Raw genomic sequence first — 21744 nt, forward strand, 5'->3', positions numbered from 1 at the left:
GAGGGAGACCCCCGCGCTCTCGCTCAAGGGACGCGCGGCAAGCGCGCCCTTTTTTTGTGCCCAAATTCCAGCCCGCGAGCGGTGATGCCTAAACGAACCGACATCTCGACCATCCTGATCATCGGCGCCGGCCCCATCGTGATCGGCCAGGCCTGCGAGTTCGACTATTCGGGCACGCAAGCGGTGAAGACGCTGAAGGAAGAGGGCTATCGCATCGTCCTCGTCAATTCCAACCCGGCCACCATCATGACCGACCCGGAATTGGCCGATGCGACCTATATCGAGCCGATCACGCCGGAGATCGTCGCCAAGATCATCGAGAAGGAACGTCACGTCATTCCCGGCGGCTTCGCGCTGCTGCCGACCATGGGCGGCCAGACCGCGCTGAACTGCGCGCTGTCGCTGCGCCGGCAGGGCACGCTCGAAAAATTCGACGTCGAGATGATCGGCGCGACTGCCGATGCGATCGACAAGGCCGAGGATCGCCAGCTCTTCCGCGAGGCCATGACCAAGATCGGGCTCGAGACGCCGAAGTCGCGGCTCGCCAATGCGTCCGAGCTGAAGAAGTCGTTCCGCGACAAATACCACGCCGAACGCGAGAAGCTGTCGGGTGCCGCGCTCGAAGAGCTCGACCGGCAATGGACCCTCGGCGAGAGCGACCGCCGCAAGCGCTACCAGGAATACGCTTTCGGCCAGGCCATGATGGCGCTGTCCGAGATCGGCCTGCCCGCGATCATCCGTCCCTCCTTCACCATGGGCGGCACCGGCGGCGGCATCGCCTACAACAAGGAAGAGTTTCTCGACATCATCGAGCGCGGCCTTGACGCGTCCCCGACCAACGAAGTCCTGATCGAGGAATCCGTCCTCGGCTGGAAAGAGTTCGAGATGGAGGTGGTGCGCGACAAGAAGGATAATTGCATCATCGTCTGCTCGATCGAGAATTTCGATCCGATGGGCGTGCACACCGGCGACTCCATCACGGTCGCGCCGGCGCTGACGCTGACGGACAAGGAATACCAGATCATGCGCGACGCCTCGCTGGCGGTGCTGCGCGAGATCGGCGTCGAGACCGGCGGCTCCAACGTGCAATTCGGCGTCAATCCGGAAGACGGCCGCATGGTTGTCATCGAGATGAACCCGCGCGTGTCGCGTTCGTCCGCGCTGGCCTCGAAGGCCACCGGCTTCCCGATCGCCAAGGTCGCGGCAAAACTCGCGATCGGTTACACGCTCGACGAGATCGCCAACGACATCACCGGCGGCGCGACGCCGGCCTCGTTCGAGCCGACGATCGATTACGTGGTGACCAAGATCCCCCGTTTCGCCTTTGAGAAATTCCCCGGCGCCTCCTCGACGCTGACAACCTCGATGAAGTCGGTCGGCGAAGTCATGGCGATCGGCCGCACCTTCCAGGAGAGCCTTCAGAAGGCGCTGCGCGGACTCGAGACCGGCCTCACCGGTCTCGACGAGATCGAGATCGAAGGTCTCGGCCGCGACGACGACAAGAACGCGATCCGCGCCGCGCTCGGCACGCCGACGCCGAACCGCATCCTTCAGGTCGCGCAGGCGATGCGGCTCGGCTGGTCGAACGAGGACATCTTCAATTCCTGCAAGATCGATCCGTGGTTCCTCGGCGAGATGCGCGGCATCGTCGACATGGAGGAGAAGGTCAGGAAGCACGGCCTGCCCGGCAATGCTTTCGGCATGCGCACGCTCAAGACCATGGGTTTCTCGGACGCGCGACTTGCGGTGCTCGCGCAGAGGACGGAGGCCGAGGTCACCGCGAAGCGCCACGCGCTCGGTGTCCGCCCGGTCTACAAGCGCATCGACACTTGCGCGGCTGAATTCGCTTCACCCACCGCCTACATGTACTCGACCTACGAGTCGCCGTTTGCAGGCAGCACCGCCGACGAGAGCACCCCGTCGGACAAGAAGAAGGTCATCATCCTCGGCGGCGGCCCGAACCGCATCGGCCAGGGCATCGAGTTCGACTATTGCTGCTGTCACGCCTGCTTCGCGCTGCATGATGCCGGCTACGAATCGATCATGGTCAACTGCAACCCGGAGACGGTGTCGACCGACTACGACACCGCCGACCGGCTCTATTTCGAGCCGCTGACCGCCGAAGACGTGCTGGAGATCATCGCGAAGGAGCGCTCGAACGGCACGCTGCACGGCGTGATCGTGCAGTTCGGCGGCCAGACCCCGCTGAAGCTGGCGCGTGCGTTGGAAGCCGCCGAAGTGCCGATCCTGGGCACCTCGCCCGATGCGATCGACCTCGCGGAAGACCGCGACCGCTTCAAGCGCGTGCTCGACAAGCTTCGCCTCAAGCAGCCGAAGAACGGCATCGCCTATTCGGTCGAGCAGGCGCGGCTCGTCTCCGCCGATCTCGGCCTGCCGCTGGTGGTGCGTCCGTCCTACGTGCTCGGCGGCCGCGCGATGCAGATCATCCGCGAGGAGAACCAGCTCAACGACTATCTGCTCGGCACGCTGCCGGAGCTGGTGCCCGCCGACGTCAAGGCGCGCTACCCGAACGACAAGACCGGGCAGATCAACACCGTGCTCGGCAAGAACCCGCTGCTGTTCGACCGCTACCTGTCGGATGCGACCGAGATCGACGTCGACTGCCTCTGCGACGGCAAGGACACCTTCATCGTCGGCATCATGGAGCACATCGAGGAAGCCGGCATCCATTCCGGCGATAGCGCTTGCTCGCTGCCGCCGCACTCGCTCGACGGCAAGATGATCGCGGAGCTGGAGCGGCAGACGCGCGAGTTGGCGCTCGGCCTCGACGTGGTCGGCCTGATGAACGTGCAATACGCGATCAAGGACGGCGAGATCTACGTGCTGGAAGTCAATCCGCGCGCCTCGCGCACGGTGCCGTTCGTCGCCAAGGTGATCGGCACGCCGGTCGCCAAGATCGCCGCGCGGATCATGGCCGGCGAGAAGCTTGCCGACTTCAACTTGAAGAAGGCCGATCTCAAGCATGTCGGTGTCAAGGAATCGGTGTTTCCGTTCGCGCGCTTCCCGGGCGTCGACACGGTGCTCGGCCCCGAGATGCGCTCGACCGGCGAGGTCATGGGCATCGACCGCTCGTTTGCAGTTGCTTTTGCCAAGAGCCAGCTCGGCGGCGGCACGCGGGTGCCGCGCAAGGGCACCGTGTTCGTCTCGGTGCGCGAAAGCGACAAGGTCCGTATCGCCGAGGCCGTACGCCAGCTGCATTCGCTTGGCTTCAAGGTGCTGGCGACCTCGGGCACGGCGCGCTTCCTGACCGACCAGGGCATCCCGGCCGAGAAGGTGAACAAGGTGCTGGAGGGCCGACCGCATATCGTCGACGCCATCACCAACGGCGACGTCCAGCTCGTCCTCAACACCACGGAAGGCCCGCAGGCGCTCGCCGACAGCCGTTCGCTGCGGCGCGCGGCCCTCTTGCATAAAGTGCCGTATTACACCACTCTTTCCGGGGCCGTGGCGGCCGCGCAGGGCATCCGCGCCTATCTGGGCGGGGACCTTGAGGTTCGTACCCTGCAGAGCTACTTTTCGGAAACCTGATCGCAAGCGGCGGTGAACCCGCCGCTAAGTGATTGGCAATGAAGCTACAATGGCCGGAGGAACTGTCCGGCCATGTGGTTGTTCTGTTCCGGCGCCAGACCCACATAACGTTCCGGTGGCGGCGTGTTCAGCCCCGGAGATATCGACGAATCAAGGTTGCCGCGCCCCTCTGTCTGGCGGGGCGCGCCGGCCGAAGGACGAGAGAAGAGATGGAAAAGGTTCCGATGACCCAGGCCGGCTTTGTCGCGCTCGGGGAAGAATTGAAGAAGCGCCAGTCGGAGGACCGTCCGCGGATCATCGAGCATATCGCCGAGGCGCGCTCGCACGGAGACCTGTCGGAAAACGCGGAATATCATGCCGCGAAGGAAGAGCAGTCCCACAATGAGGGCCGCATCGCCGAGCTCGAGGACAAGCTCGCGCGCGCCGACATCATCGACATCTCGAAACTGTCCGGCGACACCATCAAGTTCGGCGCCACCGTGACGCTGGTCGACGAGGACACCGAGAAGAAGACGGTGTGGCAGATCGTCGGCGAGGTCGAGGCCGACGCCAAGAAGGGCCGCATCTCCATCACCTCGCCGCTCGCGCGCGCGCTGATCGGCAAGAAGAAGGGCTCGACCGTCGAGGTCAACGCCCCCGGCGGCGCCAAGGCGTATGAGATCACCAAGGTGGAGTGGCGGTAAGCCTTTGCCGCTGCACTGAGACGATTTAAAAAGGCCGCGCGATGCGCGGCCTTTTTGTTTCTGCGGGTTGCTTGCGCGTGACGCGAAGCACATTGTCGCTGCTCGTCATTGCGAGCGCAGCTCTCGTGTCCCGGACGCGCTGCAACGCCCTTCGCGTTGCTGCGCAGAGCCGAGACCCAAAAAGCGACACGGGAAAGCGCGGCGAGATGGGCCCCGGCTCTGCAGCGCACCGCACCGGACGATGCTTCGCATCGCCGGGGGCGCTGCGCTGCGTCCGGGGCACGAGAGCGGAAACTTATCGTCGCCCCTTCACCTCGAGCGGCACCGCCGCCTCGTATTTCGAATTATGCAGCACCAGCGATGTCCGCACGTTGCGCACGTGCGGCGCGGCGGTCAGGTGCGTCACGAAATCCTGGAAGGTCGCCATGTCGGGCGCGACGCATTTCAGGATGAAATCGACCTCGCCCGACAGCATCCAGCATTCCCGCACCAGGGGCTCGGCGCGGACGAACTCCTCGAAGGCGCGCAGATCCGCCTCGGCCTGGCTGGACAGGTGCACGGCGGCGAACACCGTGACGTCGAAACCGAGCTTTCGCGCATCCAGCAGGCCGCGATAGCCGTGGATATAGCCCTCTTCCTCCAGCGCCCGGACCCGGCGCAGGCAGGGCGGCGGCGAGATGCCGACGCGCTTGGCGAGCTCGACATTGGTGATTCGCCCGTCGGCCTGAATCTCGGTGAGAATTTTCAGGTCGATCTCGTCTAGGCTCCGCGACACGTGATTGGAACTCCTGGCCTTTGCGGCGGTATTGGGTGGGTCTGTCGCAATCCTCATAGCCCAGTCCGCACGGTTAGCGCAATTTTATTGCGCGTGCAGCGCAATCGACTTTTGTTCCCTGTTGGAAAAATCCGCCGATAGGGAATGCAATTCTTGCATAGCTCACCAGAAGGCTTAGATTAGCTCTGATATTTCAGCGCCTCCGCGAGGCCTCCTGGCTTCTTCCGCGCCCGCGCTGCAAATCCCCCGTGAAAGGCGTCCATCGAAATGTCCGCTCCTGTTCATGCAAAGGTCGTCATTATTGGCTCCGGCCCCGCCGGCTATACCGCCGCGATCTACGCCGCGCGCGCGATGCTCGAGCCGATCCTGATCCAGGGCATCCAGCCGGGCGGCCAGCTCACCATCACCACCGACGTCGAGAACTATCCGGGCTTCGCCGACGTGATCCAGGGCCCCTGGCTGATGGAGCAGATGGAGAAGCAGGCGATCCATGTCGGCACCAGGATCGTCACCGACCTGGTCGTCAAGCTGGAGACGGCGCACCGGCCGTTCCGCCTCACCTGCGACAGCGGCGATGTCTATCTCGCCGACGCCGTCATCCTCGCCACCGGCGCGCAGGCGCGCTGGCTCGGTCTGCCGTCGGAAGTAAAATTCCAGGGCGGCGGCGTATCGGCCTGCGCCACCTGCGACGGCTTCTTCTACCGCAACAAGGAGGTCGTGGTGGTCGGCGGCGGCAATACCGCGGTCGAGGAGGCCCTGTACCTCACCAACCATGCCTCGCAGGTCACCATCGTGCATCGTCGCGATCACTTCCGCGCCGAGCGCATCCTGCAGGAACGCCTGTTCAAGCACCCGAAGATCAAAGTGATCTGGGACTCCGCCGTTGACGAGATCTGCGGCACCGAGAACCCGAACAAGGTCACCCATGTCCGCCTGAAGAACGTCAGGACCGGCGCGCTGACAAACGTGAAGACCGACGGCATCTTCATCGCCATCGGCCATGCCCCGGCAACCGAGCTGGTCAAGGACCAGGTCAAGCTCAAACCCTCGGGCTATGTCGAGGTCGCCCCGAACTCGACCGCCACATCGGTGCCCGGCCTGTTCGCCGCCGGCGACGTCGCCGACGAAACCTATCGCCAGGCCGTGACGGCCGCAGGCCTCGGCTGCATGGCAGCGCTCGAGGCCGAACGTTTCTTGGCCCTGCGCGCCAGCGAGCGCGCAGCAGCGGAATAACGATCATGCCTCGAACACGCGACGGATTTACGGATATGGACTGGGACAAGCTGAAGGTGTTTCACGCGGCAGCGGAAGCGGGCAGCTTCACGCACGCGGGCGAGCAGCTCGGCCTGTCGCAATCGGCGGTTTCCCGCCAGGTCTCGGCGCTGGAGCAGGAGCTTTCGGTCTCGCTGTTCCACCGCCACGCCCGCGGCCTGATCCTCACCGAGCAGGGCGACCTGTTGTTCCGCACCGCGCATGACGTGTTCATGCAGCTGCAGGCGGCGCGCGCCAAGCTCACCGACAGCCGCGAGCGGCCGAGCGGTGATCTCAAGATCACCACCACGCCGGGCGTCGGCATCAACTGGCTGATCCCGCGGCTCGGCGAATTCACCGCGCTCTATCCGGAGATCCGGATCTCGCTGATCGTCACCGACGAGGAGCTCGACCTGTCGATGCGCGAGGCTGATGTCGCGATCCGCACCCGCAAGCCGACGCAGCCGGATCTGATCCAGCGCAAGCTGTTCGCAATGGGCTTCCACGCCTATTGCTCGCCGGAATACATCAAGCGCTTCGGCACGCCGCGCACGCTGGAGGAACTCGACTCCCACCGCATCATCACGCTCTCCGACGGCAACTTCGCGCCGCACCTGCAGAACCGCAACTGGCTGATCGAGGCCGGGCGCAACGGCTCCGGTCCGCGCGAGGCCTATTTCAAGGTCAACAACATCCTCGGCCTCGTACGCGCCTGCGCGCAGGGTCTCGGCATCGCGGCGCTGCCCGACTATCTGGTCGAGGAGCAGAGCAAGCTTGTGCAACTGTTTGGCGAATCGGATTCGATCCAGCTCGACACCTATTTCGTCTATCCCGAGGAGCTGAAGACGGTCGCGCGCGTGCAGGTGTTCCGCGACTTCGTGGTGAGCAAGGCGCAGCGCTGGCCGTCCTGATTTCCGCATGTCTGACATGCGGCCTAGGCTGTTGCTGCAGGGCGCTCGTCAAGCCCATACTGTTTGCACGCTGAGCCTTCGCGTTGCGCATTTGTCCCCCTCCTCCAGTGGCGCGGGAGTTCAGTAATCCCTCTTGGAAGGTGATTGTGTCGGCCTCACGTGGCCAATACCTAAGCCGGGCCCTCGGGTCCGGCTTTTTTTCTGCCGAAAACGGCTTTCGCCCTCCGCGTGTATTGACAGTTTTCGGCGTCCCCCGCATCATTTGCCAATGATCACGAAGTCGTGCGCACTCGTTTCGAAAAAAGGCCCCCAGCCGGGGACCTCGGAATGTTGCGCGCGCTAGGCTGACTTCGTCATCGCGAGCTAAATCCCGAAAACCCCGCCCACCTGGACGGGGTTTTTTCATGTGCCCTCCGTCTCAGGTTTTTTCCCGAGAAGGAGATGGAACATGACTGGACTACGCGAACATTTGCACGGGCTCTGGCTGCCGCTGGTGACGCCGTTCCAAAGCGGCAAGCTCGACGAGACCTCGCTGCGGCGGCTGACCCGGCATTACGCCGGACAGGCCGTCGACGGCTTCATCCTGGGGGCGACCTCCGGCGAAGGCATGACGCTGCGCGAGGGCGAGCTCGAGCGCCTCGTCGCCATCGTGCGCGACGAGATGGCGGCCGGCCGCCGGAGCTTGCCGATCTGCCTCGGGCTGTCGGGCGCCGACACCGCGCGGCTGAGGGATCGCCTCGATGAAACAGCGGACTGGCCGATCGAGGGCTATCTGATCGCGAGCCCGTATTACGTGCGGCCGTCGCAGCGCGGGCTGCTGGCGCATTTCGAGACGCTCGCCGACCACGCGGCGTGGCCGATCGCGCTCTACAACATTCCCTATCGCTGCGCGGTCAACATCACCAACCAGACCATGCTGCGCCTTGCCGAGCATCCCAACATCGTCGGCCTCAAGGATTGCGGCGCCAGCCGCGAGCAATCGATCGCACTGCTGCGCGACCGGCCGAAGAATTTCCGCGTGCTCACCGGCGAGGATGCGAACTATCTCGAGGCGCTCACCGACGGCGCCCATGGCGGCATCGTGCTGTCCGCGCATGTCGAGACCGCGACGTTCGCCGCCGTGTACACGGAGGCGAAGCGCGGCAACCACGACGCAGCGCAGGCACGCTGGAATGAGGTCGCCGAGCTGACGCGGCTGCTGTTCACCGAGCCGAGCCCGGCGCCAGCCAAGTATTGGCTGTGGCGCAGCGGCCTGATCGACAGCCCCGAAGTGCGCCTGCCGATGGTCGAAGTGAGCAGCGAGCTCGCGGCCACGATCGATCGCGAGATCGAGCGACGGATGAAAGTCGCGGCGTAGCTCGCTTACCCTCCCCTGGAGGGGGAGGGTCGATCGCGCGCAGCGCGAGCGGGGTGGGGTGATCTCTCAACACGGGCAGTGTCCCATGCGGAGAGACCGTCACCCCACCCCGCTCCACATTCCGCTTCGCTTCATGTGGAGCGACCCTCCCCCTCCAGGGGAGGGTCAGAAGCCCGCGTGGTTAACCGCGCACCAACACGCTTCGCAGCTGCCGCATGGGGCATCCACGTCTCGTTTACGAGACCGCGCCTATCGTTCTTCCCAAAGTCGACCAAAAGGGGGAATGACCATGGGGTATCGCACCCGGCCTACGGCCGCGCAGCAATTCGCGCCCGCCGATCTCATGCAGGGAATTCTCGTCGTCTCGTCGTTCGGGTTCTGGGCGGTGGTGCTCGGCCTGATGCCGGTGCTGGTGTTTCGGGTCTGGCTCGCCTGAGACGGCGACGCGCGGGGATGGTTAAACGGCCGTCACAAATGCGCTCAAAATACGAGCGGGCTCGCAAGCCGGAATCTTAAAACATCCCGCGTAGCAGTGATGCCCATAAGCGAAGAAATCGCGGGGGCGTTTGTGAATAGTCATAATGAAATGGCGTCGCATTTCGGCGCCGGACAGGAGAGCCTGTCCACCGAGGAGAGCTTCACCACCGAAGACATCCTCTGGGCCGTCGGCATCTGGTCGGTGATCCTGACCCTGTCGCCGGTCATCGTGTTCTACATGCTGATGGTGGCTTGATCTTCATCTCGAGATTCCGGGTCTGGCGCTTGCGCGCCATTCCGGAATGACAGTGAAGCCCGGAAACGCAAAACGCGCGGACCGTCCCGCGCGTTTTCCGTCCGGGGAATGATTTATGAAAATTATGCCGCCTGCTTGTGCATTGCGCCGGATGCCGACGCCGTGCCGCGAATGGCCTTGACCGAACGCTCGATCGCCGCCCACAGCCTTGCAATTTCCTGAGCCGCGCGGCTCTCGGCCTGATACTCGCGCGCGCCTTCGCCGTGGCTGAGCGCCATCAACAAATCCGAACGATTGGTGATCTGACCGCCCCACACCGGAGCGCGGAATTTCGCCAGCGCCTCGCGGGCGATGGTGACGATCGGGCTTTCGGCCTCGTCGCGCTTGGCCGGCGCACCGTTGAGCACGACCGCGTAGGGCTTGCGCGCCGCGCGGCACATCTGGATGGTTTCCTGCACCGCGTTGACGTCGAACACGCCGGGACGGGCGGGGATGACCACCATGGTGGCATTCTTGATCGCGTCGTCGACGACGGCCGAGAGGTTCGGCGGCGTGTCGATCAACACCCATTCATAACCGTCGCGCTTGGCAGCGGAGACGATGCCGCTGACCGAATTCACGGCGGCCTTGATCGGCGGCTCGTTGGTGCCGCGCAGCTTGTGCCACAGCGTCAGCGAGCCCTGTGGATCCGCGTCCACGAGCATCACCTGCTTGCTCGCCTTGATCTGCGCGGCGAGATGTGCAGCCAGGGTACTCTTGCCCGAGCCGCCTTTACGCGATGCAAAAACAATAACGTTCATACCCTTGGCCTCCAGATTGACCCCAGGCCGCGAAAATGAATCAGTGCGCTGATTCGTGAAAGAAAAATTTACCGGGAGTTGCGTCGCCGCCACGAAATAACAGGTCGTGTTGGCTTTTGAGTCACACTGCTGCACGCGACGCGACACAAACCGCAATGAATCGCGCTTGAAGCGAGCATATGTGCGTTTCCTAGGCAGCGCGGCGGCAAAACCGAATGCAACCTTGCCGCGCAAACCGTTTAGCGGCTCTTTTCCACCGCAATTGCCGGTAATCGCCGCAGGTCTGCGCGCGACAACCGCGAACAAAACGAGTCCGGCGCTGTCGCAGGGCTGACGCTGCAATCATCTGGTTCGAGGATCGAAGAAACCGCTTCGCGCTTGCCGCAACCGGAGGACGGCGCCGGACATGCAAATGCCCGGGCATCGACGCGCTTTGCGCTTTGGCCCGGGCATCAGCAGGTTTCGAACAAGGAACGCGCGGGTGGCGCGCTCAGCCCTCGTCGGTCTTCTTTTTCTTGCTGGCCTTCGCCGCCGGCTTGGTGCTCTTCTTCGCCGACGATGCGCTCTTTGATGCAGCCTTGGGCGCGATGTTGGTCGGCCTGCCGGCGCGGGCCGCGCCGGGCTCGGGGCCCTGGCGGAAGAACACCTTGCACTGCGGCGACAGCTGCGCCTTCCTCTGGATCATGCAGGCGGTGATGGCATCGACGTTCGGAACGAACTCGCCGCACAGCCGCATCGCATCCGGCGTGCAGGCCTGCTGCTGCTCCGGCGTGTAGGCAAAGCCTGCACCCGGCTGGACCAGCAGGGCCAGGGCGAGCCCGGCCATTGCAGCAAGAACGGATTTCCCAGAGTGAAACGCCGGCATCGATCCCCCCAATGTCTGACCGGGGCGGAGTGTGGGTGAACCGCGGTTCGTTGGCAACGTGGGGGAGTGCGAAAGGCTGGAGTTGTGCGGTCTCGGCAACAGGGCGGCGAAGGTGCCGCGGCTGACAGGGTCCGCCACCACCTCCGCTGTCGTCACCCGGCTTGACCGAGTGACCCAGTATTCCAGAGGCGGTTGTGATTGAGCCGAGGGGCCGCAGCGTACTGGATCCCCCGCTTTCGCGGAGGATGACACTTGTGGGTGGGGAGACACCGGGGTTCACAGCTAACCCCTTGCTAGGACTAGCGAGATCGGTTCGCGCCGCTGGCCCCGGCATCCTCAAAACAAAAACTGCGAAAACAACCCCATGCACAGTAGCCGGGCCTTGCTGCTCTTGCGGATTTTACGAAACCGCTTTGACACGTCGGGCAAAACAGGGGCATAATGCCATCATCGAAAAATGCGTGGGGTGGTCGGCCGATCCCCGTGAGGTCGAGGGGCGCATGGCCACCATCCTGATCGTCGCACCGGTGTTCGCCCTGATCGCGGCGGGCTATGCCGCGGTGCTGTTTCGCTTCGTCTCCGAGACCGCGCACAAGGGCATCTCCGAGTTCGCCTTCAGCATCGCGATCCCTACCCTCTTGTTCCGCACCATCGTCGTGTCGGAATTCCCCGACGTCAGCCCCTGGCGGATGTGGGGCAGCTATTACGGCGCACTCGCGCTGACCTGGATCGCGGCGCTGATGCTCTCGGCGCTTCTGCGCGCGCGGCGCGAGGACCGCGAGGACGGCGTCGTGTTCGCAATCGGCTCGGTCTACGGCAACATCGTGATGCTCGGCATTCCGCTCGTGATCTCGGCGCTCGGCAACGAGGGCGCAGGCCCCATGGCGCTGATCCTGTCGGTGAACACGCCGCTGCTCTGGCTCTGCGGCATTTTGCAGATGGAGCTCGTCAGCCAAAAGCGGACCGGCTCGCCGCTCTCGATCATCTGGCCGGTGCTCGCGGATCTCTCGCGCAACCCCTTGATGCTGGGAATAGGTTTCGGCGTGGTCTGGCGCTTCACCGGCCTCGGCCTCAACCCCGTCGTCGACAGGACGATCGAGCTCCTGGCACAGGCGGGCTCGCCGGCCGCGCTGATCGCCCTCGGCATCAATCTGTTCCGCTTCGAGGTGAAGGGCGAGAAGCTCAGCATCCTCGTGCTGTGCGCGCTCAAGCTGGTGGCGATGCCGGCGGCCGCGTTCGTGCTGGCAAAGCTGCTGGGCCTGCCGCCGAATGCTGCCGGCGTGATCGTGCTGTTCGCGGCGATGCCGACCGGCGCCAACGCCTACATCTTCGCGGTCCAGTATCAGCGGCTGGTGAACCCGGTGTCGGGCGCGGTCGCGCTGGGGACGCTGCTGGCGGCGGCGACGCTGCCGGTGGTGGTGATGATCGTGGCGGGGGCGAGGTAGCGGCGCCTGACGATTGCCGAAACCGCTATTCAACACCCTGGCCCGCGCGCCAGGCCATCTCCCAAAAGTCTGCCTCGAGGCGGGTGGCTTCCTTGAAGATCGCAATCAGCTCAGCCTCGCGGGCCGGCGTGGCGTAGAGATCGGCGAGATGCTCCAAGTGCGCCCGCGCCTTGGCAGCGACCTCCTGGTACGGCACGCCGGCGTACTCGGCGATCCAAACGCGGTAGGCGTTCGTCGCGGCGTCCGCTTGTGGGCGCGAGGCGAGCCGCGTTGCGATCTCCGCGTACCCGATCACGCAGGGGGCAAGCGCCACCTTGAGCGCCAGCAGATCGCCGCGCATTCCCGCGTCGAGCACGTAGCGTGTATAGGCCAGCATTTCGGCCGCCGGAGGGGCCTGTTCAAGGTCGGCCGGGGATAGGCCCCAATCGGCACAGAGCTTCACATGCAGGTTCATCTCGACATCGAGGATCGCCGAAAGACCGGCCGCGGCTTCCCGCATGTCGGCAAGTCTCGGCGACTTGTAGACCGCGAGCGCGTAAGCGCGCGCAAACTCAATGAGGAACAGGTAGTCTTGAACGAGGTAGTGACGAAACGCCGCTTCGGGGAGCGAGCCGTCCGCCAATCCGTTCGTGAAGGGATGCTCGGTGTAGGCCCGCCACTCAGCGGATGCCTCTGTCTTGAGACGCTCGAAGAAACTCACGATCTTTTCCGCCTGGGTTGTTTTTCCATGAACGTCTTTGGATCGCTACCGATATCGCATTGCGAACCAAGGAGCTACGGTGACAGCGCACAAAACTGGCTTTGAGCGTTGCGGACAGGGCCCTCCCCGCGTCGAAAGTTTGGTGCACTGTCACCGTAATTCCTACATCTTCGCGGTCCAGTATCAGCGGCTGGTGAACCCGGTGTCGGGCGCGGTGGCGCGGGGGACGCTGCTGGCGGCGGTGACGCTGCCGGTGGTGGTGACGATCGTGGCGCGCTGAGCCCTCGCACAACGATCCCAATGATTTTGCCTTTGCACGCAAAGGTCGCTAGTCTGCCCTGATACGTGTTGCAGGGAGGGTGACATGGGACATGCGCGAAGAGATGCTCGCATTGATCAGGCGCGCCTACGCCGCGCGCGGCGACGGCAACGTCGAGGACCTGGTGACAGCTTTCCATCCCGAGGGTGTGTTCACTCTGACGGGCGACAACAGCGCCCTCGCACTGACAGGAAGCATGGAGGGACACCCGACCCTGCGTGCGGCTTTCGGTCAATTCATCGCCGACTTCGGCTTCGAAAGCCGCGAAATACTGGCTGAGCTGGTCGACGGGGATCGTGTCGCCGTCCATTCCCGGGTTGTCGTTCGATACAATCCAAGCGGAAAGACGTTCAGCACCGAGATGCTCGACCTGTTCAGATTTCAGGATGGCAAGATCGCCGAGCTGATCGAGTTTGCGGACACGGCGCAGATCAAGGCCACGATCTCCTGACGCGTGGTGAGATGGGTTGAATCGTCTTACCGCTCCAAGGGCGGCGGCGATGCTGCCGGTGATGGCGCGGTAGAACGGTGACGTTGCACTTAAGTATCCAACCCGTCAAAGAATTCGAGAGCTTAGTGGTAGCTTCTGGTACTGCGAGATGTAAGGCATACTAAGCGATGAAAGTATCATAAGCGGCTTTCATCAAGGCTTTCAGGTAATCTCGGTGTTTAGCAACATCGTGCTTTTGCAACGAAAGCCGGTAGGCGCCGTCCTGCGCATGACTAAGCTTTTCAATGCCGGCTTGCTCTATCTGGCTATCGATCTCGTCTGAGCGCTCCAATCTAATCGCCAAGTTCATAGTATTCTTCTTCGGAGCAAACCTACAGAAGTTCAATGGCTGCCCGTTTTGGAAAATCCCAATGTAGTGCTTGTTGTAGGAAAGCTGCAGAGTTGCGTCGAACTCCTTCGCGATCTTAAGCAACTCGTCGGCCAATTGCACGGTTGCAGCTGACCCTTTGTGTTCCCAATACGCTCGATCGGTGGGAGGCGGAGGCGGCCCTTCTTCCAAGCCGCGCTTTAGTACGTCGATCACCTTTGTGAATACGATTGTGTTGTGATCCCCGACGCGCAGAGCTTGCATCTGCAGAGCGATAAACGGAATTGTGCCATTGAAGAGCGATATCACGTTGAAGAAACGACTGGTGATGTCTTCCGCCACCAACACTGCGCAGTGATCATATTGCGGATATCGCTTTCTTTCGATATGGTCGCCGACACTAAGCTCCCGTCAGGCAATCTTGGGAGAAGCGCTAGCTGCTTTTTGTGTTGGAACTCTTGCAGCAGAACGTGACGCAGGTATTGTTGTTCATGCTCTTCGCTCAGCGGTATATCCTCGTCTTTACGAAACACCGCCCGCGCAATCTCTGAACCACGTAAGGTTAGAGCCATGTGAGCATGGAGGTCGGTCATGTCTGCTTTCTCACTGGCTTCAAATCGAAAATCTGCGAACTTATAAGCTCCTTGGAACATTGTTTCCCGGATCAGTCCCAAGTCGAGAAGCGTAGCACGGTCGATTTGCTGCGGCTCTGCTTCTCCGTCCGGCACGTGCGGCACGAAACCCAATCGCCGGGCCGCTGCCGTAAACCGCTGGAAGTTTTCTGCGATCCTCTTGTCAAAGAGTGCCAAGGTCTGAAGACCAGCAGCAGAAAGTAAGGTAGACCCCTGCATAGCTGCCGACGATGCCACACGCGCCCATAGCGCCTGCACGTCTCCATCTGACACTTTCTGTGCAAAGTCCGCGAATCTAAAAAGCCAATCTTCGTCAATTTCGCGGGCAGTTGTATTTCCGGAATCACCCTCAGCGTATTCTAGAGCCCGCTTCTGAATTGCCTCCAGGTTGGATTGCTCCCGCGCCATTTCGATGCGGAGGCGTTCCACTCGCCGCTGAAGAGTGGCTTGGTGGTCAACATCAGTTAGCTCTTGTTCTCGGCGCGCGGCCGCTACAGCAGCAGCGGCTTTTAGCTTCCCTTCGGTTTCCGTCACAAGACGCGCGGCTTCACGTTTGGCAACCCACCCACCAAACGCAGCGTTGCCGAGCGTTCCAAATCCCCGAAGCAGTGATCTTCCGGCCTCACTGCCGACCTCTGCAATGGCTTTCTCCTTCATCTTCCTCCGGTTCGACTTCATGCGGGTTGTAAAACAGCGGCCCCTTACCGGTCCTATGCACGAAATCAACGAAGCCCTGTTCCACGAGGTGCTCGTGGATGGGAACGATGCGCGGCTTGCGAGTCTTGATAGTGCCAGCGTCAGGCGTGAGCGTCATGGCATAGAAGCCGCCGCGCGCTTTGACATCACTTCCGCGAAGCTGTGTCACCTCTCCCGGTCGGGCCCCCGAGTACGCGCACAGCCATGGCACCCAGCGCCGGGCTCGATCACGCGCCGTCGCAGCTTCGCTGTAGGCCAACGCAGCGCGCAAGATCAAACGAGCCTCTTCCGGGCGGAAGGCCTTTGTTTCGCGCGTCCGTGCTGTCCTTGGCACGTCTACACGAACCTCGGCGAACGGATTTTTGCTGATGTGCTTATGTTGGGCCGCCCAGCCAAATACACGACGCGAGGCCGACAGCCAAACCTCACGCACTGTGTAGGCAGTGCGCTCCTCCGATACGAGCCCAGTGATCCACGTGCGGGCAGCGTCTTCCGAGATGCCATTGGCTGCGGTGTCCGCAAAAGCCTTCTGCATCTGAAGGAAGACTGCGCGCCATCGGGATACGGTCGTGGGTGCAGGGCGCGTGGCTCTTACGAATGCCTCGAATAGCTGCCAACAGTTCTGCCCGGTGACCCGATGGGCAGCACCGTGGATGAATACCGGAAATGTTTCGGGCGTTGGGTCGGGCGAGTAGTCACCGTTAGCCCGCCGCTCCAGTACGGATAACGCGGGCAAGAGGTTATCGCTCACGGCATCCACAAAGAGCGCATAGGCAGCGGCATTGAGAGCAAGGCCCTCGTTGGCCAAAAATGACGCTACGCGGGCAAACTCGGCTACCCGCGGCCGCACCGCTTCACGGACCTCGGGCTCCTTGGCCCAATCCCAGTGAGGATCTGACCTGGGGTTAGCTTCATAACTGTCAGGAGCTTCCGAACCGATCACTTCCCAGACGAAGAGGTCGCTCAATTCCCGCCAGCGCTTCGCAGGTCCCGGGTCGTCCTCATGCAGCGCCACGAACCATGCGTACCACCGACCAGCGAGCGCGATAGCGTTGAGCCGCGTGAGAGGTTGACCTGCGCCATTCCGCTGAGCGCGAAGCGTGGCAATGCGCGTTTCGACCTCGGCTTCCCATTCGCCGAGACGCGTCTTTGCCTCGTGCCGTGGTGTGTCTGCAGGAAGCTTGAGGTGGGCCTCTCGCTTGATGCCGTAGAGCCGCTGGTATTCCTCGCGAACATCCTGCGGGATGCCCTTGCGAGCAAACCATCGACCATCCGGAGCCCGACTTAACGCAACCATTCGCAATGCCATTTGTGACGCCTTTTGTATTCTAGGCGGCGCAAATACGTCAGGTCTATCAGTAAGATGCCGGAGATGCAGGACAATTCACCTGCTTGGTACAGTTGGGTGGGCTCGAACCACCGACCTCCTGTTCCACAGACAGGCGCTCTAACCAACTGAGCTACAACTGCATCCTTGCGAGCCGCCCGGGGGGCGCCCTGAGAGGGCCGACAACCGAGGGGGCTGGACGGGCCGGAAACTAGGTGCAACGGCTCCGTTTGGCAAGGCCGCTGCCGGGCTAAAATCCGGCCAAAATCACCTTATTCCAGAACAAAACCCGGGCCCTGGGGCCCGGGTTTCTCAACTTGATCGATCCGCCGGTCTGATCAGGCGGCGGGCTTGTAGAACTTCGCGGCACTCGCCTTGATCGGCTCGGCGGTCTCATTGGCGACGCGCTGGCTGATCTCGACCAGCTCCTTGGCCTGGGCCTGGAACGTCTCGAGCTGGGTGCGGGCATGGCCGGTCCAGAGCGAGAACGCGTCCGACGGCGACTTGGCGGCGAGCAGCTCCTGGGCGAAGTCCAGCGAGGCCGTGGAGTTGGCCTTCATGAACTCGACCAGCTTGGCGGTGTATTCGCTCGCGCCCTTGCTGGCGCAGGTGAACACGGCCTCGACGGTGCCGTTGTGGGTCTCGGCCGCGTCCTTGAACTTGGCGTAGCTCTCGCGGGCCTGCGATACGCCCTTCTCGGCGAACGCACGCATCTGCTCGGGGACCTCGAACGGAATGATCGAGGCAGAGAACGGATCAGTCGCACCTGTCATGGTTGTCCTCACGCTAATCTTGAAAAAATGGAGTGAGCCTTACGGCGCGCCCGCCGGCCAACCGGGGCCTTCAGTTGGCGGGTACGAAGACTGGATACGCGAAACAAACGAGGTGACTCGCCCAGCGCCCAGCATTGTGGCTGCCTAACATGTCAACATTGTGCAGCGCAATGCATCAGGCGGGTGCGTCGCGAAATTTAATCCCCGTGAGGGTGAAGTTCCTAAGGGAGGGAACCCGAGGTTGAGGTAGTGGGGTGCGGGGAAGCACGTGAAGACGACAGGCTGTCTTACCCTCCCCTGGAGGGGTCCGGGACGAGCGTACCTCGCCCGTGGTCGATCGCGCGAAGCGCGAGCGGGGTGGGGTGATCTCTCCACTCGGGCACTGTCGGACGTGGAGAGACCGTCACCCCACCCCGTCTCACATTCCGCTGCGCTTCATGTGAGCCGACCCTCCCCCTCCAGGGGAGGGTGGGCACCGCATCGTGCCGCGGGCGGTCACCCAAGCCTCGGCCGCCGGCCTGACGATCGCCGCCCCGCGAATCCTGCGGATGCAGGCGGGCTGCGGCTTGCGGGTTCTACCGGATTAAGGTTATCGCGGCTTTGGACCTGCCTTTCAGGGCCGGGCCGTGGACCTGCTCGCGCCCGCGGGCGATACTAACCCTTTCTTAAGGCTGTCATTCCGGCAGCCGCCCCACGAGACGCCGACGAGACGTGAAGCCGGTTGGATGAGTAGTTCGGATTTCCAGTTGCGAGGCGTGGGCGATCCGCGGCTGGCCGTGCATGCGACCTCGCAGCTCCCCACCTGGCTCTTCGCGGTCGACGGCACCCGCGTGCTGTGGGCCAATCCGGTCGGCGCAAGACTGTTCGGCGCGGCCCATGCCACGGCGCTCGCAGAGAAGATCTTCGGCCCCGCCGACAGCCATCGCCGCCAGGTGGCCCGGCTCGCCCGCCAGCTGCCGGGAGGCGGCGCCGTGCGGCTGGAGCGGCTGCGCGGCTTCGGCGCCCGGCTCGGCACGCTCATGACCTGCGCCTGCGCACGGCTCGACTTTGCCGACGGCAAGAACGGCGTGCTCGTCACCGCGCTGGATCCGACCGGACAATCCATGCCGCTGGTCGAGCGGCTGCATCGCCTGGTCGAGGCCGCGAAGGTGCCGATGGCGGCGTTCGCGCCGGACGGCCTTTTCGTCGGCGCCAGCGAGGCCGCCCGTTCCCTGCTCGGCTTCCGCGACCTCGGCGAGGCCGGCCTCGAACAGGCCCGCAGCGATGCGCTGGCCAAAGGCCGCGTCGAGACGCCGATCGGCATCGGACAGATGGTGCTGCAACGGGTCGGCCTAGGGGCCGATGTCGGCCTGGTCGCGCTGATCGAGCCAGCCGCTGCGCAGACGGCGGCTGCGAGCGCGGATGCTGCGGCCGAAGCGGTGCAGGATATTGCGCGCGAAGCGGCCGCCGTGCCTGATGATGTGCAGCCTGCACAGTCGGCCGAGGCCACCTCCGGCATCCCGCTGTTCGATGCCTTTGCCGAGCCGGCCGAGACGCCTGCCGCAAGCAAGCAGGCCGCGGAGATCGTGTCGATCCGGGACGCCGTCGCACCGGAGGAGCCTGCCGCGGAAACGTCCATCGACCTCGCGCCAAAGACTCCGGTTGAAAACCCGCACGCAGCCATTGTGTCGCCGCAGGCCGTGCCCACCACTGGTGGCATGGTCGAGCCGCCGCCCGGTCCCGCAGAGCCGCCCGCACCGCGCCAGCATCCGCTGCGCTTCCTCTGGCAGATGGATGCGGACGGCCGCTTCGTGCTGGCGTCCAGCGACTTCATCCGCCTGATGGGCGCGCACACGGCGGCCGGCTTCGGCCGTCCCTGGCGCGAGATCGCCGACCAGTTTTCGCTCGATCCGGAGGGACGCGTCGCGCAGGCGCTCGAAAGCCACGACACCTGGGCCGGCATCACCGTGAACTGGCCGGCCGACGGCGGCGAGCATCTGCCGGTCGAGCTCGCCGGCCTGCCGGTCTACGACCGCGAGCGCAATTTTGCGGGCTTTCGGGGCTTTGGCGTCTGCCGCGATCTCGACGGCCTCAACCGGCTCGATGCGCTGCGCCGCTTCGAGCTGTTCGTCGAGCCGCACGCACCGCAAGGCCCGTCCGCCGACAGCGTCGAGCCCGAACCGGTGGCGGAGGCACCGCCGCCGCCGATCGAGCCACCTGCACCTGAGCCAACACCTGAACCCGAACTGCCCGAACCCGTCAACGAAGCGAATTCACACCCAACCGATTTGGAAACGCCAGTGGAAACGCCTCCCAACGTCGTGCCGTTCCGCAGCCCCGGCGATACCAGATCGCCGACGCTGACGCCGGTCGAGAACAGCGCGTTCAACGAGCTTGCGCGGCAATTGTCCGAGCGGCTCGAACGCGAGCGCGAGAGCATCGCAGCAGACGGCACCGAGCCGCCGGCCGCCGAGGTCGCGCCCGAGCCGCTGCTGTCGGAGCCTGAGCCCGAACCTCTACCGCCGCCCGCGCCGGCCGAATGGCTGACCGAAGCGGCACCGCCGGCGCGCGGCACCAGCCTGCGCGACCGCACGCTGCTCGACCTGTTGCCGACGGGCATTTTGATCTATCGCCTCGACCGCCTGCTCTACGCCAACCCGGCGTTCCTCGCGCGCATGGGCTATGCCAGCGTCAGCGCGCTGGAGCATGCCGGCGGGCTCGACGCGCTCTATGTCGAGCCGGGCGTGTCGTCCGCCAGCAGCACGTCACAAGGCGGCACGCCGGTGACGATCAGCGCGACGCTTGCCAATGGCGAAGCGCCGCTGCCGACGACTGACGCGCATCTGCACACCATCGACTGGGACGGCGACAGCGTGCATGCGCTGATCTGCGCGCTGCCCAATCCTGTACTTGTTATGGCCGCGCCCGCGATTGCTGCGCCACCTGACGTCGCCGAGCCCGTCGTCCCCGAGTCCTTCCCCTACGCGCCTGATCTCGAGCCTGCGGCCGGCGATGCCGACGCGGAAGATCTCGCCGCGATCCTCGATACCACGGCCGAGGGCATCGTCATGTTCGATGCCGAAGGCAACATCCACGCCTGCAACCGCAGCGCCGAGGCGCTGTTCGGCTATGACGGCGCGGCGCTGCTCGAGCAGAACCTGGCGACGCTGTTCGCACCCGAGAGCCAGCAGGTCGTCGCCGACTATCTCGACAGCGTGAAGAGCCAGGACATCGCGAGCCTGCTCGACCACGGCCGCGAGGTGCTGGGACGCGAGAAGAAGGGCGGCGTGCTTCCGCTCGCGATGATCATGGGCCGCACCCGGCCCGACGGCCCGAACTTCTTCGCCGTGTTCCGCGATCTCTCCCAGAGCAAGAAGGGCGAGAGCGAATTGACGCAGGCCCGCCGCCTCGTCGACGGCGCGGCCAATGCCAAGGCCGACATGCTGGCGCGCATCAGCCACGAGGTCCGCACCCCGCTCAACGCCATCATCGGCTTTGCCGAGGTGATGATCTCGGAGCGCTTCGGCACGCTCGGCAACGAGCGCTACGGCGAGTACATGAAGGACATCCGCGCCTCCGGCGAGCGTGTCATCGCCATCATCGACGATCTCCTGGAGCTGTCGCGGATCGAGACCGGCAAGCTCGACCTCACCTTCGCCAACCTCAACCTCAACGATCTGGTCGAGGCCTGCGTCGTGGTGATGCAGCCGCAGGCCAACCGCGAGCGCATCATCATCCGCACGTCGCTGGCGCATGCGCTGCCGCAGGTGAGCGTGGACGCGCGCGCGATGCGGCAGATCACCATGAATTTGATCTCGAACTCGATCCGGCTGGCGAGCGCCGGCGGCCAGGTCATCGTGTCGACCGCGATGACCGACCGCGGCGAGATCGCGCTGCGCATCCGCGACACCGGCCATGGCCTCTCGGAGCGCGAGGTCGCCGCCGCGATGGAGCCGTTCCGCACCCCGCCGCCGGGGGATGCCGCGGACAATTCCGCGCTCAATCTGTCGCTGACGAAAGCGCTGGTCGAAGCCAACCGCGCCCAGTTCAACATCAAGAGTTCAGGCAATTCCGGCACGCTGATCGAAGTGGTGTTCGCGCCGGCGCTGGCGCGGGCGTAGCGACTGCGTA

Annotated in this window: 19 protein-coding genes and 1 tRNA gene; 11 read left to right on the forward strand and 9 right to left on the reverse strand. The window is 64.0% G+C overall.

The window, feature by feature from the left end:
- The first annotated feature begins 84 nt into the window (after positions 1 to 84).
- Positions 85 to 3549 (forward strand): carbamoyl-phosphate synthase large subunit, encoded by a 3465-nt coding sequence (carB, locus tag XH79_RS27730; RefSeq protein ID WP_271583662.1) that lies wholly within the window; start codon positions 85 to 87, stop codon positions 3547 to 3549.
- Between the two features lie 209 nt (positions 3550 to 3758).
- Positions 3759 to 4232 (forward strand): transcription elongation factor GreA, encoded by a 474-nt coding sequence (greA, locus tag XH79_RS27735; RefSeq protein ID WP_018643807.1) that lies wholly within the window; start codon positions 3759 to 3761, stop codon positions 4230 to 4232.
- A gap of 295 nt (positions 4233 to 4527) precedes the next feature.
- On the opposite strand, the gene XH79_RS27740 is transcribed toward greA, so the two are convergent.
- Positions 4528 to 5007, reverse strand: a complete 480-nt coding sequence (locus XH79_RS27740; protein WP_026312113.1) for an Lrp/AsnC family transcriptional regulator — start codon at positions 5005 to 5007, stop codon at positions 4528 to 4530.
- A gap of 267 nt (positions 5008 to 5274) precedes the next feature.
- Here XH79_RS27740 and trxB point away from each other — a divergent pair, with 267 nt between their 5' ends.
- The 5 genes from trxB (at position 5275) to XH79_RS27765 (ending at position 9259) form a co-directional block, all read left to right on the forward strand.
- Entirely contained in the window at positions 5275 to 6240 is a 966-nt protein-coding gene (gene trxB, locus XH79_RS27745) for a thioredoxin-disulfide reductase (RefSeq protein WP_271583663.1), read from the forward strand.
- Between the two features lie 5 nt (positions 6241 to 6245).
- Positions 6246 to 7169: a LysR family transcriptional regulator gene (locus XH79_RS27750; protein WP_025032176.1), complete on the forward strand. Its 924-nt coding sequence runs from the start codon at positions 6246 to 6248 to the stop codon at positions 7167 to 7169.
- A 448-nt stretch (positions 7170 to 7617) separates the two neighbouring features.
- The gene (locus tag XH79_RS27755; protein ID WP_271583664.1) at positions 7618 to 8526 is read left to right on the forward strand and encodes a 4-hydroxy-tetrahydrodipicolinate synthase family protein; all 909 of its coding nucleotides are present in this window, start codon (positions 7618 to 7620) and stop codon (positions 8524 to 8526) included.
- 289 nt (positions 8527 to 8815) lie between these two features.
- Positions 8816 to 8962, forward strand: a complete 147-nt coding sequence (locus XH79_RS27760; protein ID WP_271583665.1) for a hypothetical protein — start codon at positions 8816 to 8818, stop codon at positions 8960 to 8962.
- Positions 8963 to 9061: 99 nt separating this feature from the next.
- Positions 9062 to 9259 carry a hypothetical protein gene (locus XH79_RS27765; RefSeq protein ID WP_212341723.1) on the forward strand — a complete coding sequence of 66 codons (198 nt, stop codon included), beginning with the start codon at positions 9062 to 9064 and terminating at the stop codon, positions 9257 to 9259.
- Between the two features lie 122 nt (positions 9260 to 9381).
- Here the strand turns inward: XH79_RS27765 and XH79_RS27770 are convergent, their stop codons facing one another.
- Positions 9382 to 10059 (reverse strand): ParA family protein, encoded by a 678-nt coding sequence (locus XH79_RS27770; protein ID WP_025032179.1) that lies wholly within the window; start codon positions 10057 to 10059, stop codon positions 9382 to 9384.
- Between the two features lie 490 nt (positions 10060 to 10549).
- Entirely contained in the window at positions 10550 to 10924 is a 375-nt protein-coding gene (locus tag XH79_RS27775) for a hypothetical protein (RefSeq protein ID WP_271583666.1), read from the reverse strand.
- Positions 10925 to 11424: 500 nt separating this feature from the next.
- On the opposite strand from XH79_RS27775, the gene XH79_RS27780 reads away from it, so the two are divergent.
- Entirely contained in the window at positions 11425 to 12369 is a 945-nt protein-coding gene (locus XH79_RS27780) for an AEC family transporter (RefSeq protein ID WP_271583667.1), read from the forward strand.
- A 25-nt stretch (positions 12370 to 12394) separates the two neighbouring features.
- Here the strand turns inward: XH79_RS27780 and tenA are convergent, their stop codons facing one another.
- A complete protein-coding gene (tenA, locus tag XH79_RS27785) occupies positions 12395 to 13069 on the reverse strand; it encodes a thiaminase II (RefSeq protein WP_271583668.1) in 675 nt (224 codons plus the stop codon).
- Positions 13070 to 13211: 142 nt separating this feature from the next.
- On the opposite strand from tenA, the gene XH79_RS27790 reads away from it, so the two are divergent.
- Complete coding sequence (locus tag XH79_RS27790; protein WP_271583669.1) at positions 13212 to 13349, forward strand: hypothetical protein; 138 nt, start codon at positions 13212 to 13214, stop codon at positions 13347 to 13349.
- 91 nt (positions 13350 to 13440) lie between these two features.
- The gene (locus tag XH79_RS27795; RefSeq protein WP_271583670.1) at positions 13441 to 13839 is read left to right on the forward strand and encodes a nuclear transport factor 2 family protein; all 399 of its coding nucleotides are present in this window, start codon (positions 13441 to 13443) and stop codon (positions 13837 to 13839) included.
- A 160-nt stretch (positions 13840 to 13999) separates the two neighbouring features.
- Here XH79_RS27795 and XH79_RS27800 read toward each other — a convergent pair whose 3' ends face one another.
- The 5 genes from XH79_RS27800 to XH79_RS27820 form a co-directional block, all read right to left on the reverse strand.
- Positions 14000 to 14548 carry a DUF5655 domain-containing protein gene (locus tag XH79_RS27800; protein WP_271583671.1) on the reverse strand — a complete coding sequence of 183 codons (549 nt, stop codon included), beginning with the start codon at positions 14546 to 14548 and terminating at the stop codon, positions 14000 to 14002.
- On the reverse strand, positions 14512 to 15495 hold the full coding sequence (locus XH79_RS27805) for a DUF2806 domain-containing protein (RefSeq protein ID WP_271583672.1): 984 nt from the start codon (positions 15493 to 15495) through the stop codon (positions 14512 to 14514). Before XH79_RS27805 ends, XH79_RS27800 begins: the two co-directional genes overlap by 37 nt.
- Positions 15461 to 16843: a hypothetical protein gene (locus tag XH79_RS27810; protein WP_271583673.1), complete on the reverse strand. Its 1383-nt coding sequence runs from the start codon at positions 16841 to 16843 to the stop codon at positions 15461 to 15463. The genes XH79_RS27805 and XH79_RS27810 overlap by 35 nt, the downstream gene beginning before the upstream one ends.
- A gap of 84 nt (positions 16844 to 16927) precedes the next feature.
- Positions 16928 to 17004 (reverse strand) — tRNA-His (locus XH79_RS27815).
- 195 nt (positions 17005 to 17199) lie between these two features.
- The gene (locus tag XH79_RS27820) at positions 17200 to 17634 is read right to left on the reverse strand and encodes a phasin (protein ID WP_212341734.1); all 435 of its coding nucleotides are present in this window, start codon (positions 17632 to 17634) and stop codon (positions 17200 to 17202) included.
- A gap of 725 nt (positions 17635 to 18359) precedes the next feature.
- Here XH79_RS27820 and XH79_RS27825 point away from each other — a divergent pair.
- Complete coding sequence (locus XH79_RS27825; RefSeq protein WP_271583674.1) at positions 18360 to 21734, forward strand: PAS domain-containing sensor histidine kinase; 3375 nt, start codon at positions 18360 to 18362, stop codon at positions 21732 to 21734.
- Positions 21735 to 21744: the final 10 nt, after the last annotated feature.

Source organism: Bradyrhizobium sp. CCBAU 45389, from assembly GCF_028128625.1.
Taxonomy (GTDB): domain Bacteria; phylum Pseudomonadota; class Alphaproteobacteria; order Rhizobiales; family Xanthobacteraceae; genus Bradyrhizobium; species Bradyrhizobium liaoningense_B.

What these genes read in the sequence shown, in the direction of transcription:
- XH79_RS27770 (WP_025032179.1), bottom strand. Translation starts at nt 10,059, where the DNA reads ATGAACGTTATTGTTTTTGCATCGCGTAAAGGCGGCTCGGGCAAGAGT.
- greA (WP_018643807.1), top strand. Translation starts at nt 3,759, where the DNA reads ATGGAAAAGGTTCCGATGACCCAGGCCGGCTTTGTCGCGCTCGGGGAA.
- XH79_RS27775 (WP_271583666.1), bottom strand. Translation starts at nt 10,924, where the DNA reads ATGCCGGCGTTTCACTCTGGGAAATCCGTTCTTGCTGCAATGGCCGGG.
- XH79_RS27795 (WP_271583670.1), top strand. Translation starts at nt 13,441, where the DNA reads ATGCGCGAAGAGATGCTCGCATTGATCAGGCGCGCCTACGCCGCGCGC.
- carB (WP_271583662.1), top strand. Translation starts at nt 85, where the DNA reads ATGCCTAAACGAACCGACATCTCGACCATCCTGATCATCGGCGCCGGC.
- XH79_RS27765 (WP_212341723.1), top strand. Translation starts at nt 9,062, where the DNA reads ATGCCCATAAGCGAAGAAATCGCGGGGGCGTTTGTGAATAGTCATAAT.
- XH79_RS27750 (WP_025032176.1), top strand. Translation starts at nt 6,246, where the DNA reads ATGCCTCGAACACGCGACGGATTTACGGATATGGACTGGGACAAGCTG.
- XH79_RS27825 (WP_271583674.1), top strand. Translation starts at nt 18,360, where the DNA reads ATGAGTAGTTCGGATTTCCAGTTGCGAGGCGTGGGCGATCCGCGGCTG.
- trxB (WP_271583663.1), top strand. Translation starts at nt 5,275, where the DNA reads ATGTCCGCTCCTGTTCATGCAAAGGTCGTCATTATTGGCTCCGGCCCC.
- XH79_RS27810 (WP_271583673.1), bottom strand. Translation starts at nt 16,843, where the DNA reads ATGGCATTGCGAATGGTTGCGTTAAGTCGGGCTCCGGATGGTCGATGG.
- XH79_RS27760 (WP_271583665.1), top strand. Translation starts at nt 8,816, where the DNA reads ATGGGGTATCGCACCCGGCCTACGGCCGCGCAGCAATTCGCGCCCGCC.
- XH79_RS27820 (WP_212341734.1), bottom strand. Translation starts at nt 17,634, where the DNA reads ATGACAGGTGCGACTGATCCGTTCTCTGCCTCGATCATTCCGTTCGAG.
- XH79_RS27755 (WP_271583664.1), top strand. Translation starts at nt 7,618, where the DNA reads ATGACTGGACTACGCGAACATTTGCACGGGCTCTGGCTGCCGCTGGTG.
- XH79_RS27780 (WP_271583667.1), top strand. Translation starts at nt 11,425, where the DNA reads ATGGCCACCATCCTGATCGTCGCACCGGTGTTCGCCCTGATCGCGGCG.
- XH79_RS27805 (WP_271583672.1), bottom strand. Translation starts at nt 15,495, where the DNA reads ATGAAGGAGAAAGCCATTGCAGAGGTCGGCAGTGAGGCCGGAAGATCA.